Origin of the sequence: Rhodanobacter sp. Soil772 (genome assembly GCF_001428385.1) — a bacterium.
Lineage (GTDB): Bacteria > Pseudomonadota > Gammaproteobacteria > Xanthomonadales > Rhodanobacteraceae > Rhodanobacter.
The window spans coordinates 1,108,563-1,126,766 of the sequence record NZ_LMSK01000001.1; the positions used below are offsets into that span (position 1 = coordinate 1,108,563).

11 protein-coding genes and 1 tRNA gene are annotated in these 18,204 nt (G+C 67.3%); 6 read left to right on the plus strand and 6 right to left on the minus strand.

The genetic code is table 11. The features are described 5' to 3' along the window. Positions 1-331 precede the first annotated feature (331 nt). Together ASG75_RS05230 and ASG75_RS05235 are read left to right on the plus strand one after the other, a co-directional pair. On the plus strand, positions 332-1,519 hold the full coding sequence (locus ASG75_RS05230; protein WP_056386344.1) for an efflux RND transporter periplasmic adaptor subunit: 1,188 nt from the start codon (positions 332-334) through the stop codon (positions 1,517-1,519). Between the two features lie 12 nt (positions 1,520-1,531). Continuing rightward, a complete protein-coding gene (locus ASG75_RS05235) occupies positions 1,532-4,711 on the plus strand; it encodes a multidrug efflux RND transporter permease subunit (RefSeq protein WP_056386345.1) in 3,180 nt (1,059 codons plus the stop codon). A 187-nt stretch (positions 4,712-4,898) separates the two neighbouring features. Here ASG75_RS05235 and ASG75_RS05240 read toward each other — a convergent pair whose 3' ends face one another. Then, positions 4,899-6,059, minus strand: coding sequence for an acyl-CoA dehydrogenase family protein (locus ASG75_RS05240; protein WP_056386348.1), 1,161 nt, complete (start codon positions 6,057-6,059; stop codon positions 4,899-4,901). A gap of 256 nt (positions 6,060-6,315) precedes the next feature. On the opposite strand from ASG75_RS05240, the gene ASG75_RS05245 reads away from it, so the two are divergent. The 3 genes from ASG75_RS05245 to metH are packed head-to-tail and all read left to right on the plus strand — an operon-like array spanning position 6,316 to position 11,053. Beyond that, the gene (locus ASG75_RS05245; RefSeq protein WP_056386350.1) at positions 6,316-7,245 is read left to right on the plus strand and encodes a metalloregulator ArsR/SmtB family transcription factor; all 930 of its coding nucleotides are present in this window, start codon (positions 6,316-6,318) and stop codon (positions 7,243-7,245) included. A gap of 33 nt (positions 7,246-7,278) precedes the next feature. After that, the gene (locus tag ASG75_RS05250) at positions 7,279-8,361 is read left to right on the plus strand and encodes a homocysteine S-methyltransferase family protein (protein ID WP_056386352.1); all 1,083 of its coding nucleotides are present in this window, start codon (positions 7,279-7,281) and stop codon (positions 8,359-8,361) included. Position 8,362: 1 nt separating this feature from the next. Continuing rightward, the gene (gene metH / locus ASG75_RS05255) at positions 8,363-11,053 is read left to right on the plus strand and encodes a methionine synthase (RefSeq protein WP_056386354.1); all 2,691 of its coding nucleotides are present in this window, start codon (positions 8,363-8,365) and stop codon (positions 11,051-11,053) included. Between the two features lie 21 nt (positions 11,054-11,074). Here the strand turns inward: metH and ASG75_RS05260 are convergent, their stop codons facing one another. Next, complete coding sequence (locus ASG75_RS05260; protein WP_056386356.1) at positions 11,075-11,416, minus strand: lipid-A-disaccharide synthase N-terminal domain-containing protein; 342 nt, start codon at positions 11,414-11,416, stop codon at positions 11,075-11,077. A gap of 125 nt (positions 11,417-11,541) precedes the next feature. Between ASG75_RS05260 and ASG75_RS05265 the strand changes: the two genes are divergently transcribed. Continuing rightward, positions 11,542-11,616: transfer RNA gene (locus tag ASG75_RS05265), tRNA-Val, on the plus strand. Between the two features lie 317 nt (positions 11,617-11,933). Here the strand turns inward: ASG75_RS05265 and ASG75_RS05270 are convergent. From ASG75_RS05270 to ASG75_RS05285, 4 genes are all read right to left on the minus strand, one after another. Beyond that, positions 11,934-15,665 carry an EAL domain-containing protein gene (locus ASG75_RS05270; RefSeq protein WP_056386358.1) on the minus strand — a complete coding sequence of 1,244 codons (3,732 nt, stop codon included), beginning with the start codon at positions 15,663-15,665 and terminating at the stop codon, positions 11,934-11,936. A gap of 122 nt (positions 15,666-15,787) precedes the next feature. Continuing rightward, entirely contained in the window at positions 15,788-17,065 is a 1,278-nt protein-coding gene (locus ASG75_RS05275; protein WP_056386360.1) for an RNA polymerase sigma factor, read from the minus strand. An 89-nt stretch (positions 17,066-17,154) separates the two neighbouring features. After that, complete coding sequence (locus ASG75_RS05280) at positions 17,155-17,598, minus strand: YciI family protein (protein ID WP_200935599.1); 444 nt, start codon at positions 17,596-17,598, stop codon at positions 17,155-17,157. A gap of 58 nt (positions 17,599-17,656) precedes the next feature. Beyond that, positions 17,657-18,076 (minus strand): YciI family protein, encoded by a 420-nt coding sequence (locus tag ASG75_RS05285; RefSeq protein ID WP_056386363.1) that lies wholly within the window; start codon positions 18,074-18,076, stop codon positions 17,657-17,659. Positions 18,077-18,204: the final 128 nt, after the last annotated feature.

Here is an 18,204-nt window from a genome sequence, read left to right on the forward strand (position 1 = left end):
GAAGCAACCCAGGTGCCGGACGTCCCGCGACGGCTTCCGAAAGCGCCGTCGCCGCCTGCCCGCGCAAGGCTGTGCAGATCATCGCCCCACTTGTCAATGGCTGGATTCATGCCACCGATAAAATGTAAACTGATCGGTATAGTCTGATCCGTGGGCCGCCTGGCATGGCGCTTTTGCGGAACGGCGACGCGATTAGAACCGCGGCCGCCCGCAGCCAGGCAAACCTATGACACAGGACACACGGAGCGCGATGCAGTATTCCGTTCACCGCATCGCCGCAGCGCGCCCCGGCAAGCCCCCTATCCCCATTCAAGCAAGTTCTGGAGCTCCCATGAAGTCCTCATCACTGCGCACACCCTTGCTGTGCCTGGGCCTGCTGGCGCTGGCCGCCTGCGGCAAAGGCAAGGAACAAGGCCCACCGCAGATGCCGCCGCCGGAAGTCGGCGTGATCCGGGTGCAGCCGCAAAGCTCGCCGCTGACCAAGGACCTGGTCGGCCGCCTGTCGTCCTACCGCAGCGCCGACGTGCGCGCCCGCGTGGCCGGTGTGCTGCTCAAGCGTGCGTATACCGAAGGCACTGACGTCAAGCAGGGCCAGCTGTTGTTCCAGATCGACCCGGCGCCGCTAAAGGCCACGCTGGATGCGGCCCAGGCATCACTGGCGCAGGCCCAGGCGACCTATACCAACAACAAGGTCACCGCACAGCGCGTGCGCGAGCTGGCACCGAAGGGCTACGTCTCGAAGTCCGACCTGGACAACGCGCTGGCCGCCGAACGCAGTGCCGCCGCCGCGGTGCAGGCCGCGCGGGCCAACGTGCAGACCGCCCGCATCAACCTCGGCTACGCCAGCGTGACCGCACCGATCGATGGCCGCGCCGGCCAGCAGCAGGTGACCGAGGGCGCGCTGGTCGGCAACGGCGAAGCCACCCTGCTCACCACCGTCGACCAGATCGACCCGCTGTACGTGAACTTCACCATGAGCGTGGCCGACATGGAGCAGATGCGCCACGCGCAGAGCAGCGGCAACGTCACCCTGGCCGACCCGAACAAGGCCAGCGTGCAGATCGCCCTGCCCGACGGCAGCGCCTATGCTGAGGCGGGCACGCTCGATTTTTCCTCCACCACGGTCGACCCGGCCACCGGCGCGGTGAACCTGCGCGCGCAGATTCCCAACCCGAAGCACGGCCTGCTGCCGGGCATGTACGTGACGCTGAAAGCGCAGCTCGGCGAGCAGCACAAGGTATTCCTGGTGCCGCAGCTGGCGGTCCTGCGCGACACCGTGGGCGCCTACGTGTTCACCGTCGGCAAGGACGGCAAGGTCGCGCGCCGCGACGTCACCACCAGTGCCGCGAGCGGCGGCAACTGGGTGGTCACCGCCGGCCTCGCCGCGGGCGAGCAGGTGATCGTTTCGGGCGTGCAGAACGTGAAGGAAGGCGAACCGGCCAAGGCCTCGCCGTGGCAACCCAGCACCGCGGGCAACCACGGCCCCGCGGCCGCCAGCGCGCCGGCGCGCGGCAAGTAAGGGAGTCCGGACATGCCGAGTTTCTTCATCGACCGCCCGATTTTCGCCTGGGTGGTCGCCATCCTGATTTCCCTGGGTGGCGTCCTGGCGATTCTCAACCTGGGCGTGGAATCGTACCCGTCGATCGCGCCGCCGCAGGTCGTGGTCAATGCGACCTATCCCGGCGCCAGCGCCGACACCACCGAGAAATCGGTCACCCAGGTGATCGAACAGCAGCTCACCGGCATCGACCACCTGCTGTACTTCAGCTCGTCGTCCAGCGCCAGTGGCCGCGCCAGCATCACGCTGACGTTCGAGAGCGGCACCGACCCGGACATCGCCCAGGTGCAGGTGCAGAACAAGGTGGCATTGGCCACGCCGCGCCTGCCGTCCGAAGTGACCCAGCAGGGCGTGGTGGTGGCCAAGGCCAACGCCGGCTTCCTGATGGTGGTGGCGCTGCAGTCGGACAACCCGAACATCGACCGTGATCGCCTCAGCGACATCGTCGGCTCGCGCGTGCTCGACCAGATCTCGCGCGTGCCCGGCGTCGGCAGCACCCAGCAGTTCGGCTCCGAATACGCCATGCGCATCTGGCTGAACCCCGACAAGCTGCAGGGCTACGGCCTGTCGGCCTCGCAGGTGCTGGCCGCGATCAAGGCGCAGAACGTGCAGTTCGCCGCCGGCTCGATCGGCGCCGACCCCGCGCCGGCCGGCCAGGGCTTCACCGCCACCGTCACCACCGAGGGCCGCTTCACCACACCCGAGCAGTTCGCCGGCATCATCCTGCGCGCGAACCCGGACGGCACCACGGTCACCCTCGGCGACGTGGCGAAGATCAGTTTCGGCCCGGGCAACTATGGCTTCGACACTACCTGGAACGGCAAGCCGATCGGCGCCTTCGCGATCCAGCTGCTGCCCGGCGCCAACGCGCTGAATGTGGCCACTGCCGTGCGCGGCAAGATGGACGAGATCGCGCCCAGCTTCCCGCAGGGCGTGAGCTGGTTCAGCCCGTACGACAGCACCACGTTCGTGAATATCTCGATCAACGAGGTGGTGCACACCCTGATCGAGGCGGTCATCCTGGTGTTCCTGGTGATGCTGCTGTTCCTGCAGAACATCCGCGCCACCATCATTCCCACCCTGGTGATTCCGGTGGCCCTGCTGGGCACCTTCCTCGGCATGCTGGTGCTGGGCTTCACCATCAACCAGCTGACCTTGTTCGGCATGGTGCTGGCGATCGGCATCGTGGTCGACGACGCGATCGTGGTGATCGAAAACGTCGAACGCATCATGACCGAGGAGGGCCTTTCGCCCAAGGAAGCCACCAAGAAGGCGATGGGCCAGATCACCGGCGCGATCGTGGCGATCACCGTGGTGCTGGCGGCGGTGTTCATCCCCTCGGCGCTGCAGCCGGGCGCCTCGGGCATCATCTACAAGCAGTTCGCGCTGACCATCGCGGTGTCGATGGCGTTCTCCGCGATCCTCGCGCTGTCGTTCACGCCGGCGCTGTGCGCCAGCTTCCTGCAGGCGGAGCACCACAAGAAGAAGAACATCGTCTTCCGCAAGTTCAACGAGTTCTTCAGCTGGACCACGCATACCTACACCGGCCACATCGGCACCGCGGTGCGCCACGCGCCGCGCTGGATGCTGGTGTTCGTATTGATCGCGATACTCGGCGGCTTCCTGTACACCCGCCTGCCCGGCAGCTTCCTGCCGGAAGAGGACCAGGGTTATGCCCTGTCGGTGATCCAGCTGCCGCCTGGCGCCACCCGGCAACGCACCAGCGAGGTGATGGCGCAGATGCGCGCCATCCTCGACAAGGACAGCGCCGTCGAAGGCGTGATCCAGGTGACCGGCTTCAGCTTCATCGGCGCCGGCGAGAACGCCGGCATGGCCTTCATCAAGCTCAAGGACTGGGACAAGCGCGACGTCACCGCCGCCGAGTTCATCCAGCGCGCGAACATGGAGCTGCACGGCATCCGCGACGCGCGCATCTTCGTGGCGAACATCCCCACCGTGCAGGGTCTGGGCCAGTTCGGCGGCTTCGACATGTACCTGCAGGATCGCAGCGGCGCCGGCCGCGACGCACTCACCTCGGCCCGCAACACCTTGCTGGGCAAGGCCAGCCAGGACCCGCTGTTGACCGGCGTGCGCCCCAACGCGCTGGAAGATTCCCCGCAGCTGCGCCTGGACGTCGACCGCATCCAGGCCCAATCGATGGGTCTGTCGGTGGGCGACATCTACAACGCGATCGGCCTGATGCTGGCGCCGGTGTACGTGAACGACTTCACCTACGGCGGCCGCGTGAAGCGCGTGATCATGCAGGCCGACGCGCCCTATCGCATGAGCCCGGACGCGCTGCAGCACTTCTTCACGCCCAGCACGCAGGTCACCGCCGCCGGCACGCCGGCGATGATCCCGCTGTCCAACGTGGTGCACGCGAAGTGGGAAGTAGGCTCGCCCTCGCTGACCCGCTACAACGGCTACGCAGCGGTGGAGATCGTCGGCTCGCCGGCGCTGGGGCACGCCTCGGGCGAGGCGATGAGCGAGATGGAGAAGATCGTCACCGACGACCTGCCCACGGGCTTCGGCTTCGACTGGACCGGCCAGTCGTACCAGGAAATCCTCTCCGGCAATGCCGCCACGCTGCTGATGGTGCTGTCGATCGTGATCGTGTTCCTGGCACTGGCCGCGCTGTACGAAAGCTGGTCGATTCCCGTCTCGGTACTGCTGGTGGTGCCGCTGGGCATGCTCGGCGCGGTGGTGTTCACCCTGCTGCGCGGCCTGCCCGACGACATCTACTTCAAGATCGGCCTGATCACGGTGATCGGCCTGGCGGCGAAGAACGCGATCCTGATCGTGGAGTTCGCGGTGGAGCAGCAGGCACGCGGACAGACGCTGCGCGCGAGCGTGATCGAAGCGGCACGACTGCGACTGCGGCCGATCCTGATGACCTCGCTGGCCTTCATCCTCGGCGTGCTCCCGCTGTTCATCTCCAGCGGCGCCGGCGCCAACGCGCGCCATGCGATCGGCACCGGCGTGATCGGCGGCATGCTGTTCGCCACCTTCCTCGGCGTGCTGCTGATCCCGGTGTTCTACGTGGTGGTACGGCGCCTGCTCGGCGACAAGCTGGATGGCGATACGCCGGCACCGCCGGCAACGAGCCACAACGGCATGCAGTCGTTCGATTCGGATCCGCGCCGCGGCGCGTAAGCGCGAGGAGTGAGTGGAGAGGAGTGAGGAAAGAGAGAAAGCTCGCTGCTCATCACTTCACGGCAGGACTAAAACAAAAGGCCCCGGTGCAAGCCGGGGCCTTTTGTTTCCTGCTTCACGCTGATGGAGATGCTTGAGGTGTGGGCTGTCTCTCGTTTCTCACTCCTCTCCACTCACTCCTTGCTCTTCAGCGCAGACCCGTCTCCGCCCGCGCGATCACCAGCCGCTGGATCTCGCTGGTGCCTTCGTAGATCTCGGTGATCTTGGCGTCGCGGAAGTAGCGCTCCAGCGGCATCTCTTTCGAGTAGCCCATGCCGCCGTGGATCTGCACGGCCTGGTGGCTGATCCACATCGCCGCTTCCGACGCGGTGAGCTTGGCCACCGCCGCCTCGGTGCCGAAACGGCCGCCGTGCTTCTCGGTCTCGCCCTTCATCCACGCCGCACGCAGGGTCAACAGGGTCGCCGCATCCAGCTTGCACTTCATGTCGGCGATCTTCGACTGGGTCATCTGGAACGTGCCGATCGGCGCGCCGAAGGCCTTGCGGTCGCGCGACCACTGCAGGGTCGCCTCGTACGCAGCGCGGGCGATGCCGACCGCCTGCGAGGCGATGCCGATGCGGCCGGCGTCGAGCACGCCCATCGCGATCGAGAAGCCCTTGCCCTCTTCGCCGAGCAGGTTTTCCTTCGACAGCACATAGTCGGTGAATTCGATCTCGCAGGTGGCCGACGCACGGATGCCCAGCTTCGGCTCGGTCTTGCCGGCGTGGAAGCCCGGCAGCTGGGTGTCGACGATGAAGGCCGACACGCCCTTGGCGCCGATGCCCGGCGTGCTGATGGCGAACAGCACGATGTAGCGCGCCACCGGACCGGAGGTGATCCAGCTTTTCTTGCCGTTGATCACCCAGTCGCCGTTGGCGTTCTTCGTGGCGCGGGTATGCATGGCCGAAGCGTCGGAGCCGGACTGCGGCTCGGTCAGCGCGTACGCGCCGATCGCCTCGCCGGTGGCGATTGCGCGCACGAACTTCTGCTTCTGCTCTTCGTTGCCGTGCTTGAGGATGCCGTTGCAGAACAGCGAATTGTTCACCGACATCACGGTCGCGGTGGCTGCGTCGGCCGCGGCGATCTCGATCATCGCCAGCACGTAGGCGACCGGGTCCATCCCGGCGCCGCCGTACGCTTCCGGCACCTCGATGCCCATCAGGCCGAGCTGGCCCATCTCGCGGATGTTGTCCAGCGGAAACTCGCCCTTGGCGTCCAGCTCGGCCGCCACCGGCACGATGCGCTTTTGCGCAAAGTCGCGGGCGATCGACTGGATCGACAACTGGTCTTCGGTAAATCGGAAATCCATGCACTACTCCCGGCGCCGCGTACGACGGCTGATCAAGGCGAAAACTGGTGGAGGCCACAGGCCAGCCGACTATTCTAGCGGCCCGCGCCACCGACGTCGTGCGCGGCGAACAGACGCTACCCCGTTGCGCAGGGCGGGCAGTGCCGCCTTGCGCAACCACCCCTCACCATCCGAAAGCCACAAAAGGCGCGCCGCTTGACGCCCCGGCAAACCGCGCCTAGCCTATACATCTTTATATCGCGATAAAAGGATGCCGATGGACCTGTCCACCGCCTCCAGCGTGCTCCGGCTACTGGCCGACCCCACCCGCGTACGCCTGCTGGCCTTGCTCGAACACGAGGAACTCACCGTGGCTGAGCTGGCCGCGGTGCTGCACCTGGCGCAGCCGCGCGTGTCCACTCACCTGGCCAAACTCAAGGAAGCCGGCTTGGTGCGCGACCGCCGCGCCGGCGTGTCGGCCTACTACCGCGCCAACAACGAGGGCGACGAGGCGCAGCACAACCTGCTCGCCTCGCTGCGCGCCAGCATCGACGACGCGCTGCTGCGCGAGGATTCGGCGCGCCTGCCCGGCGTGCTCGCCAACCGCGCCCGCGAGGAGGGCTGGGCCGACACCGTGGCCGGCGACATGGAGCGCCACTACTCACCCGGCCGTACCTGGGAAACCCTGGCGCGCTCGCTGCTGCAGCTGTTGGGCACCGGCGACGTGCTCGACATCGCCTCCGGCGACGGCATCACCGCCGAGTTGCTGGCCCCGCACGCGCATTCAATCGTCTGTGTGGACTCCAGTGAGCGCGTCGTCGAGGCCGCCGCCAAGCGGCTGAAGGCGTTCGCCAACGTGCGCGTGGTCCAGGGCGACATGCACGCGCTGGAGCTGGGCAAACAGCGCTTCGACCTGGTGCTGATGCTGCACGCGCTGACCTATGCCGAACACCCCGCGAAAGCCGTGGCGGAAGCCGCACGACTGCTGCGCCCCGGCGGCCGCCTGCTCGCCGTGACGCTGGGCCAGCACGATCACCGCGCCGCGGTCGAACCGTTCGACCACCGCAACCTCGGCTTCAGCAACGAGCAGCTCGACGGCTATGCCCGCGCCGCCGGCCTCGACGTGCTGAGCTGCAACCGGCTCAGCCGCGAGCGCAAGGCGCCGCATTTCGAAGTGATCAGCCTGCTGGCGCGCAAGCCCGCGTGAACACCGTTGCACCGCTTAACCAAAGGAAGTTCGATGAGTACCCTGCCCTGGCTCCACCCCGACCGCGTCGCCCTGCTGGAGCAGGCGCTGCGCCAACGCATCCTGGTCCTCGACGGCGGCATGGGCACCATGCTGCAGGCACACGAGCTGGATGAAGGCGGCTTCCGCGGCGAGCGCTTCGAACACGGCCACGACGGTCACGCGCATGCCCACGATCATCCAGGCTGCGACCTGCGCGGCAACAACGACCTGCTCACGCTGACCCAGCCGCAGATCATCCGCGGCGTGCACGACGCCTACCTGGAAGCTGGCGCCGACCTGGTCGAAACCAACACCTTCAACTCCACCCGGATCAGCCAGGCCGACTACAAGCTGCAGCACTTGGCACAGGAGTTGAACCGCGAAGGCGCCCGGCTCGCGCGCGCCGCCTGCGATGCGATGACCGCGAAGACACCGGAAAAGCCGCGCTTCGTGATCGGCGTGCTCGGCCCCACCAGCCGCACCGCCTCGCTGTCGCCGGACGTCAACGATCCGGGCTTCCGCAACGTCACGTTCGAGGAACTGGCGGAGAACTACACCGAATCCGCCAACGGCCTGATCGACGGCGGCGCCGACGTGATCATGGTCGAGACGATCTTCGACACCCTGAACGCGAAGGCCGCGCTGTTCGCGCTGAGCGAACTGTTCCACCAGCGTGGCGCACGGATGCCGGTGATGATCTCCGGCACCATCACCGACCGCTCCGGGCGCACCTTGTCCGGCCAGACCGCCGAGGCGTTCTACTACTCGGTGCGCCACGCGCGACCGCTGTCGGTGGGCTTCAACTGCGCGCTCGGCGCCGAAGACCTGCGCCCGCACGTACAGACCCTGGCCAACCTCGCCGAAACCTACGTCAGCACGCATCCGAACGCTGGCCTGCCGAACGCCTTTGGCGAATACGACGAGACTCCCGAACACATGGCCAGCGTGATCGGCGGCTTCGCCCGCGACGGTCTGCTGAACCTGGTCGGCGGCTGTTGCGGCACCACGCCGGCGCACATCAGGGCGATCGCCGACGCGGTGTGCGACGTCGCACCGCGCGTGCTGCCTTCCGCCGATCAAGCGGAGGCCGCATAACATGGCGCGTCACACCCGCCTGTCCGGCCTCGAACCGCTGGTCATCACGCCCGACCTGCTGTTCATCAACGTCGGCGAGCGTACCAACGTCACCGGCTCGGCACAGTTCAAGAAGCTGATCAAGGAAGACCGCTACGACGAAGCCGTCGAGGTCGCCCGCCAGCAGGTCGCCAACGGCGCGCAGGTGATCGACATCAACATGGACGAGGGCCTGATCGACTCCGAGGCGGCGATGACCCGCTTCGTCAACCTGATCTCGTCCGAACCCGACATCGCCCGCGTGCCGTTCATGATCGACTCGTCCAAGTGGACGGTGATCGAGGCCGGCCTGCGTTGCCTGCAGGGCAAGGGCATCGTCAACTCGATCTCGATGAAGGAAGGCGAGGCGCAGTTCCTCGAACACGCGCGCAAGGTGCAGCAGTACGGTGCCGCCGCCGTGGTGATGGCCTTCGACGAGCAAGGCCAGGCCGACACCTGCGAACGCAAGGTGTCGATCTGCTCACGCGCCTACGAGCTGCTGACGAAGGAACTCGACTTCCTGCCCGAAGACATCATCTTCGACCCGAACATCTTCGCCATCGCCACCGGCATCGAGGAACACAACAACTACGCGGTGGATTTCATCAACGCCGCGCGCGAGCTGAAGCAGCGCTTCCCCGACTGCCACATCTCCGGCGGCGTCTCCAACGTGTCGTTCTCGTTCCGCGGCAACAACACCGTGCGCGAAGCGATCCATTCGGTGTTCCTGTACCACGCGATCAGGGCCGGCATGGACATGGGCATCGTCAACGCCGGTGCGCTGACGATCATGGACGACATCGACCCGCCGCTGCGCGAGCGCGTCGAGGACGTGGTGCTGAACCGCCGCGAGGACGCCACCGAGCGGCTGCTGGAGATCGCCGACAACTACAAGGGCAAGCGCGGCGCAGCCGTGGTCGAGACCCTGGCCTGGCGCGAAAAGGACGTGCGCGCGCGCCTCAGTCACGCGCTGGTGCACGGCATCGACCAGTACGTGGTCGAGGACACCGAAGAAGCGCGCCAGCTGTCGACACGCCCGCTCGACGTGATCGAAGGCCCGCTGATGGACGGCATGAACGTGGTCGGCGACCTGTTCGGTGCCGGCAAGATGTTCCTGCCGCAGGTGGTGAAATCCGCCCGCGTGATGAAGAAGGCGGTGGCCTACCTGCTGCCCTACATCGAGGCGGAAAAGCTGCGCACCGGCGACACCGGCAAGAACAACGGCAAGATCGTGATGGCCACAGTCAAGGGCGATGTGCACGACATCGGCAAGAACATCGTCGCGGTGGTGCTCCGCTGCAACAACTTCGAGGTGATCGACCTCGGCGTGATGGTGCCGGCGCAGAAGATCCTGGAAACCGCGATTGCCGAGAACGCCGACATGATCGGCCTGTCCGGCCTGATCACCCCATCGCTGGAGGAAATGGGCCAGGTCGCCCGTGAGATGCAGCGGCAGAACTTCCACATCCCGCTCTTGATCGGCGGCGCCACCACGTCGCGCGCGCACACCGCGCTGAAGATCGAGCCGCACTACAAGGCCGGCACCGTGTGGGTGAAGGACGCCTCGCGCGCGGTCGGCGTGGCGCAGTCGCTGGTCAGCAAGGATCTGGTCGAAGCATTCCTCGAAAAGATCCGTCTCGAATACGCCGACGTGCGCGAACGCCACCGCAATCGCGGCCCCGGCAAGAAACTGGTATCACTGGAACATGCGCGCACACACCGCTTCAGCTGCGATTGGGCGGCCTACGATCCGCCGCAGCCGAAGCAGCCGGGCGTCACCGTATTTCACGATTACGACCTCGCCACGATCCGCCGCTACATCGACTGGACGCCGTTCTTCCAGGCGTGGGAGCTGGCCGGCCACTACCCGGCCATCCTCACCGACGAAGTGGTCGGCCCGCAGGCCAGCGAGCTGTTCAAGGATGCGCAGGCGATGATGGACAAGATCATCGCCGAGAAGTGGCTGACCGCCCGCGCCGTGATCGGCCTGTGGCCGGCCGCCAACATCGGTGATGACGTCGAGGTCTACACCGACACCAGTCGCACGAAGCGGCTCGCCACGCTGTGCAGCCTGCGCCAGCAGGCCGACAAGCCGATCGAGCGCCCCAACCTCTGTCTCGCCGACTTCATCACGCCGAAGGAGTTCGCCAAACCCGACTGGATCGGCGGTTTCGCGGTCACCGCCGGCCTCGGCATCGAGGAACATCTGGCCCGCTTTCAGGCCGATTACGACGACTACTCCTCGATCATCCTCAAGGCCTTGGCCGACCGCCTCGCCGAAGCGTTCGCCGAACACATGCACGAGCGCATGCGCAAAGAGTTCTGGGGCTTCGTGCCGGACGAGGCGCTCGACAACGACGCGCTGATCGCCGAAAAATACCGCGGCATCCGCCCGGCGCCCGGCTACCCCGCCTGCCCCGAGCACACCGAGAAAGCCACCCTGTTCGAACTGCTCGACGTCACCCGCAACACCGGCATCGAACTCACCGAAGGTTTCTCGATGTACCCCGCCGCCGCCGTCTCCGGCTGGTACTACTCGCACCCAGGCAGCCAGTACTTCGTGGTCGGCCGGCTCGGCAAGGACCAGGTCGAGGATTACGCCAAGCGCAAGGGTTGGACCCTCGCCGAAGCGGAACGCTGGCTCGCCTCGAACCTCGATTACGAGCCGGAATGACCGTGAATCCCGGTTACGCCATCACACGGTGGCGTCGCCGGTGATGCTGTTCTTGCGGTGGCGCAGGTGCACGACCAGGTTGTAGACCGAGACGAACGCGGGGAAGAAGTTCGAGATGATGCCCACCGAATCGTTCTTGCCGATGATGAAGTACGCCAGCAGCAGGATGCTGCCGCAGACCGACAGCCACCAGAACGCCAGCGGCATCACCACCCGTTTCAGCTTGCGCGTGTAGTACAACTGCACGAACCAGCGGCTGGTGAACATTACCGAGCCGAGCAGGCCGACAGCCTTCCACGGTGTCAGCTCGAACTGCTGCAAGGCGCGGAGAATGCTGGCCAGGTGAACGCTGAAGAGTTCCATGGTGGTGCGCTTTTGACGTAAGGGGAGGCAAGTCTAGCAACCCGCACCCCTACCCTTGCCGCATCACGACCCATCCGAGGCATTGACCCGCCCCGCGACTGCCCCTAAAATTGCGCGCTCGCAGTGGGCGGTTAGCTCAGCGGTAGAGCACTGCCTTCACACGGCAGGTGTCACAAGTTCGATCCTTGTACCGCCCACCATCGAATYCRGAAACCGGCCCCACGGCCGGTTTCGTCGTYTGGGCACCGTCAAATGCGCAGCGTGCGTGTARCAACGGGCACTTCATACGGCAGGTGTCACACAACGATCCTTGTACCGCCCACCATCGAATCCRGAAACCGGCCCCACGGCCGGTTTCGTCGTTTGGGCACCSTCAAAYGCGCAGCGTGCATGTAGCAACGGGCACTTCACACGGCAGGTGTCACACAACGACCCTTGTACCGCCCACCATCGAATCCGACGAACAAGGGTCCGGCATTGCCGGGCTCTTGTTCGTTTCTGCCGGGCACGCGCTTCCTCAGGGATGAACGTCGCCGAGCACGCGCTCGATGAGCAGCGCAAGGAAGGTTTCGCGCTCGCGTCGGTAGTCGGGGTCGGACGGGCCGGCTTTGGCCGCCGTGTGCATGGCCTGGTGACTGGCATTCAGCACGGCACCAAGTCCCGGGTCATGCAGGTATTCACCCGGGTCGCAACTTACCTGCGCATGCCGGGCCCAGAACGCCGGCTCGGCCGGCAAGGCGATGAACTGTTCCTCCCAGCGCAGCTCGCCGGCGAGTGCGCCCAGCCCGGTTCGCGGCCATGTGGAGTCTCGCTCGCACCGGTACCGCGCCAGCCAGGCGGGCAACGCGTCGGCAGGCATCGGTCGCGCCAGCGCATAACCTTGGCCGAAATCCGCGCCAAGGATCGTTGCGGCCTCGATCAGTTCGGGCGACTCCAGCCCCTCGACGACCACTTCGAGCCGCAGGTCGTGCCCGATCCGGATCAGCTGACGGATGAAACGCAACGTGCCCAGCGGATCCTGCCGGGCCTGGCTGACGATGGCCTGGTCGATCTTGATCCGGTCGAACGGCCACTGGCGCAGGCGGATGAGCGAACTGTAGCCCGCGCCGAGGTCGTCTTCGACCAGGCGTACGCCCAGGGTCTTGAGCGACTGCATGCCCGAGCCCTGCGGCACGGCGGCATGCTCGGTGCCGATCGGCGATTCGAGTATCTCGAACAACAGCGCTTGCGCCGCACAGCCGCTGCTGGCGATGACCGCCGCCGCCACTTCGGCATAGCGCGGGTCCTCCAGCGCGGCCGCGGGTGCATTCACCGAGATGTCCAACGCATGGCCCGCCTGCAACAGCAATTCGCGGCAGGCGGCGGCCTGGACTAGCCCCTGGCGGAACAGCACGAGCAAATCGTCCGCGCCCAGCGCGGGAAGAAACCTGGCCGGCGCCAGCAGGTCGCCGTCATCGTCGCGCAACCGCGCCAGCGCCTCGACCTCGGTAACCCGGCCATCGGCAAGCCTGACCAGCGGCTGGTAGTGCATCTGCAGCGCATCGGTCGCAACCGTTGCGCGCCAGCGTTCGCGCACGAAGAACGGCAGCAGTTCGGTGCCCTGGCGCGGCGGTGCCAGGCGCGCCAGGGCGAGGTCCAGCACGGTCTTGATCTGTTCGAGGAAAGCCCGCTGGTCTTCGCTGTGAAAGCCGCCGGCGTACGGGCTGTACACGGTCAGCACGACCGCCGGTTTCAGCGGCGACGGGCATAGCGGAATGGCAACGTTGGAAACCACCCCGAGACCCAGCGCGATGTCGCGCCAATTCGTCATCGACGGGTCGCTGCCGTAGTGGGCGCAACGCTGGATCGTCGCCGTGCGCCAGGCGCGCCCGCTGGGACCCTGTCCCTCCGGCCGGCCAGCCTCGACCCGGATCGGCACTGCCTTGCCGCTGACCAGCGCGTGCAGGTATTCGGCAAAGGCCGTTCCCGCCACCGCTTCGTAGGTCAGCTGGCCCGACGCGTCCGGGCGCCCCGCCGAACAAGCGATGACTTCATCGTGCGATACCAGGATGTCGGCCACGCCCTGGATCAGTTCCAGGTAGCCTTCGGCCGACCACGCCAGTGCGTTGACCCTGGCCAGCAAGGCCACCCGGCGGCGCTGCAGTTCGCGCATGCTTTCCAGTTGCCACTGCCGCTCCATGCCCAACCGCTGCAGCAGGATGCCCAGCGCACGATGGTCGGTCCGGCCGACGCCGGCCAGCGTGGTCGCCAGGATGTCGCGCAACTGCTCGATCGCCTCCAGCAGCCAGACTTCCTCGAGCCCGCAGGCCGCGTGGAACAGGCCGGTCCGGGTCGCCCGGGCGCGGTGGCCGGCCATGTCGAGATCCGCTTGCAGCAGGGCCTGCAGGTGCTGCAGCTGATGCTCCCCGAACGCCTTCACATCCGCGGCCGGAAGCAGGTCCAGCAGCCGGGCAATGCCGTCATGCGAACGCAGCCCGGCATGAAAGCTTTCCACGATGCCGGGCAACCGTGGCTCCCACGCCTTGCTGCAGGCGCCCAGCAGCATGGCGGCTTGTTCGCCATAGGGCGAGGCGGCGGCGTCCAGCTCGTCGGCCTGGTCCGTCACGCCATTGGGCGAAACCAGCGACCACCAGTGCGAGCGGTACCGCTTGCGCGATTTCACCTGGTACATCGCCTGGTCGGCGCGGCGCAGCAGCTGCTCGCCGGTCGCCTGGACTTCGCCGGAATACATCGCGATGCCCAGGCTGGCGCCCACGGACATGGCCGTGCCGTCGATCGTCACCGGGAGCTGCAGGACTCCACCGATGCGCTCCAGCAACCCGTCGACGTCCGCCTCGGCTTCGAGATCCTCGAACACCAGCACGAACTCGTCGCCACCCAGTCGGGCCACGTAGTCGCCGGCGTGGAGCATCTGCTGGAACCGGCCCGCCATCTCGACCAGCAGGCGATCGCCCACGGCATGGCCGTGGCGGTCGTTGATCGGCTTCAGATCGTCCAGGTCGAGCAGCCCCACCGCCACCAGTCGCCCGCGCCGCCGGGCGCGGGCCAGCACGGTCTCGAGGTGCCGATCCAGCGCGCGGCGGTTGGGCAGGCCGGTGAGATCGTCGTGCAGGGCCAGGTAGGTCTGCCGTTCCTTCTCCTGCAGCAGGGCGTGCCGCTGCGCGTGCTGCCGCAGCGCCAGGCCGGTCGCGTCGGCGATCTCGTCCAGCAGGCGGCACATCTCGTCGTCAAAAGCATCCGACTCGACGGTGACCACGACGAATACGCCGGTCGGCACCCGCGCCGCGCCGACCGTATCGGCAGAGGACGCAAACAACGGCCAGCACCCCACCGCACCGGCATGTTCGAGCAGCTCCTTGCGGAACGCCCGGTCGGACTGCGGTGCACCGCGGGGATGCCGCCGGATGACCGGCGCGCCCTGCATGAAGGCTTGCGTCGGCGTGAGCACGGTCGGACTGTCGTCGTGCCGCGGCGGCAGGGGCAGGCCGCGCAGGATGTTCGCGATCGGGCCAACCAGGGCCACCCGCCGCAGCATGTGGTCGGCGCCATCGGCGGCGAACACGTCGACTCCGGCGGCGCCGGCGATGTCGGCCAGCGCCCGGGCCAGCGTGCGATAGACCGATTCCGGGTCGGGCTGCTCGAGCAGGGCCCGCTGGATCGTGCGCTGCGCATCGCGGTAGCGGCTCATCCGCGTGCTGCGCTCCAGCAGCAGCTGGTGGTCCCAGAACCGGCTCAGTTCGTCGACCAGCCGCTGCGCCCAATCGAGCAGTTCCCCGCTCAGGCTGGGGCCGTCGTCGCGGGAGTAGGCGGCCAGCACCAGCTGGCCATCGTCACGCGTCCGCGATGCAGCCACGATGCAGGAACCGAAACCGTGCCGCCGCGCGGCGTCCCGCCACGGCGCGAACTCCGGCGCGTCGACCGGGGTCGCCCGCGCCCGTTCCTGGCGCAGCACCATCGCCACCGGCCCGCGCCCGCCGGGGGCGGATTCATCCGTGCTGAGGCGCAGCGCAGCCGCGTAAGCCGCGGCGGGTCCTGCCGCCGCCAGTACCTCGATGGCGCTGTGCCCCGGTTTGCGCCGCCCGATCCAGACCAGCGGAAGATCCATGGTCGAGGCCAGAATGCCCGCGATCGTGACCATGACCAGGCGGCGGTCGCGATCCGGCGTCGCATGCAATAGCGCGAGGGTTTCCGCCACGCTCCGGTAGAAGCGTTCGCGAAGTTCGCCACGTGCCTGCTCCTGGCTGCTCACCCGCTTGCGAACTCCCCTAGAACGAACAAACGGTGCGTCGACCGTGGTCATACTTCATCACGGGAGCCCGCATTAATCCATCATCCGTCGCGGTGCCGCGCACATGCCCCGGACTGGACCCTTCACCCGGGCGACGCGCTCTCCCCGCATACCCGGGCGCGCTTGCGCATCAGCTCGCGCTCGCGCCGGTTCATGGCCAGCCTGGCCGCCCGCTCGAACTCCCGGCGCGCCTCGTCGACGCGGCCCAGCCGGGCCAGCAAATCGCCCCGCACCGCGGGCAGCAGGTGGTACCTCTGCAGGCTCGGCTCGTCGACCAGGGCATCGGCCAGTTCGAGGCCCGCCGCCGCACCGCCGGCCATGCCCACGGCCACCGCGCGGTTGAGTTCGACGATCGGCGACGGCATCACCCGGGCCAGCGTCGCATACAGCGCCGCGATACCCAACCAATCGGTCTCCTCGCTGGTCAGCGCACGCGCATGGCAGGCGGCGATCGCCGCCTGCAGCGCATACGGACCCAGCGCACCTCCCAGCCTGCGGGCCTGTTCCAGCGCGGCCAGACCGCGGCGGATCAGCAGCCGGTCCCACAACGCCCGATCCTGCTCCAGCAGCAGGATCGGCTCGCCGCGCGCGTCCACCCGTGCGCGCGAACGCGAGGCCTGCAGCTCCATCAGCGCCACCAGGCCATGCACCTCGGGCTCGCGCGGCATCAGGCCGGCCAGCACCCGGCCCAGGCGCAGGGCGTCCTCGCACAAGGCCGGGCGCATCCAGTCGTCGCCGGCGGTAGCCGAGTAGCCTTCGTTGAAGATCAGGTAGATCACCCCGAGCACCGACGAAAGGCGTGCGGCAAGCTCGTCGCCGCGGGGCACCTCATACGCCACCGCGGCCTTGCCGAGGCTGCGCTTGGCGCGAACGATGCGCTGCGCGATGGTCGGCTCGGGCACCAGGAAGGCGCGCGCGATTTCCTCCGTGGTCAGGCCGCCGAGCAGGCGCAGGGTCAGCGCCACGCGCGCTTCCATGGACAGCAGCGGATGGCAGGCGGTGAAGATCAGCCGCAGCAGGTCGTCGCCGAACGGGTCGTCCAGCGCCGCCTCGTCCGCGGACCTTGCGCATTCCTGCTCGTGCTCCAGCTCGTGCATCAGTTGCTCGTGCTTGCGTTCGAGCAGCTTGCTGCGGCGCAGCCGGTCGATCGCACGATGCTTTGCGGTGGTCATCAGCCATGCGCCGGGATTGTCCGGCACGCCGGTTTGCGGCCACTGCTCCAACGCCACTACCAGCGCATCCTGCGCCAGCTCCTCGGCCAAGCCGACGTCGCGCAGCATGCGGGTGAGGCCGGCGATCAGCCGGGCCGACTCGATCCGCCAGACGGCGTCGATGGTGCGATGGGTATCGGTCACGCTCATGGCGACCGATCACACCATCCCCGCTGCGCCGGCGCAAGGCCGCAGGCCACGCCTTCCCTGTTTCCCATTTCGACTCTTGAAGCCTTCCGTCAGGACGCGCCGACGGGATGGCGGCGGAGACCGTCCTGCTTCGCGTCATCCACCCGTTCGTCGTTGTCCCGGGCCAACGCCTGCCGCACGTCGGCGGCAAGGTCCGCGAACTCCTGCACCCGCTGCACTTCGATGGCCTCGCCGGCCGCTGCCGGGCAACGCGAAGCCCAGGCGATGGCCTCGTCCAGCGACGCGACATCGATGATCCAGTAGCCGGCGGGCGCATCCACCGCCCCGGCGCGCGGGCCATCGACGAGCTCGGGCCTGCCGCCGGCGAAGAAGACGCGCGCGCCCATCGACGGCGGGCACAATCCGTCCAGCGCAAGCAGCACGCCGGCCCGCCACAGCGCCTGGTTGTACCGCGCCATCGCGTCCACGCCAGCGGTATCGAACCCACTTCCCGGCGCCCCGCTTTCGCCAGCACCGGGGATCAGCCACATCATGAAACGCACGACGGTCGCTCCCCGGCATGCCCGCGCCAGAACCGGTCCATGGTCCGACTCATGATTTCGCCGCGACCTGCGCGCGCAGCCGCTCCTCCTGCTCGCGCAGTTCGGGAGTGAACTCGGCGCCGAAATCCTCGGCCTCGAACACCTGCCGAATCTCGATCTCGGCATCGTCGTCGAACGGCGCGCGCTTGAGCCACTCGATCGCCTCCTGCATCGACTTCACCTGCCACAGCCAGAACCCGGCAACCAGTTCCTTGGTCTCTGCGAACGGCCCGTCGGTGACCGTGCGCGTGCGCCCCGAGAACCTCACCCGCACGCCCTTCGAACTGGGATGCAGACCCTCGCCCGCCAGCATGATGCCGGCCTTCACCAGCTCCTCGTTGAACTTGCCCATCTCGGTCAGCAGCTGCTTGCCGGGCATCACGCCGGCTTCCGAGTCCGAAGTCGCCTTCACTATCACCATGCATCGCATCGTCGTGTCTCCTTCGAATGAGGCGGGAGCCAGGCACGCCAACCCTGGCTCTATCCAGACGACGAACGGCGAACCGGCAAATCGACACGGCAGCCTGCAGGCGACCGAAACCACAATCGCAAACGATG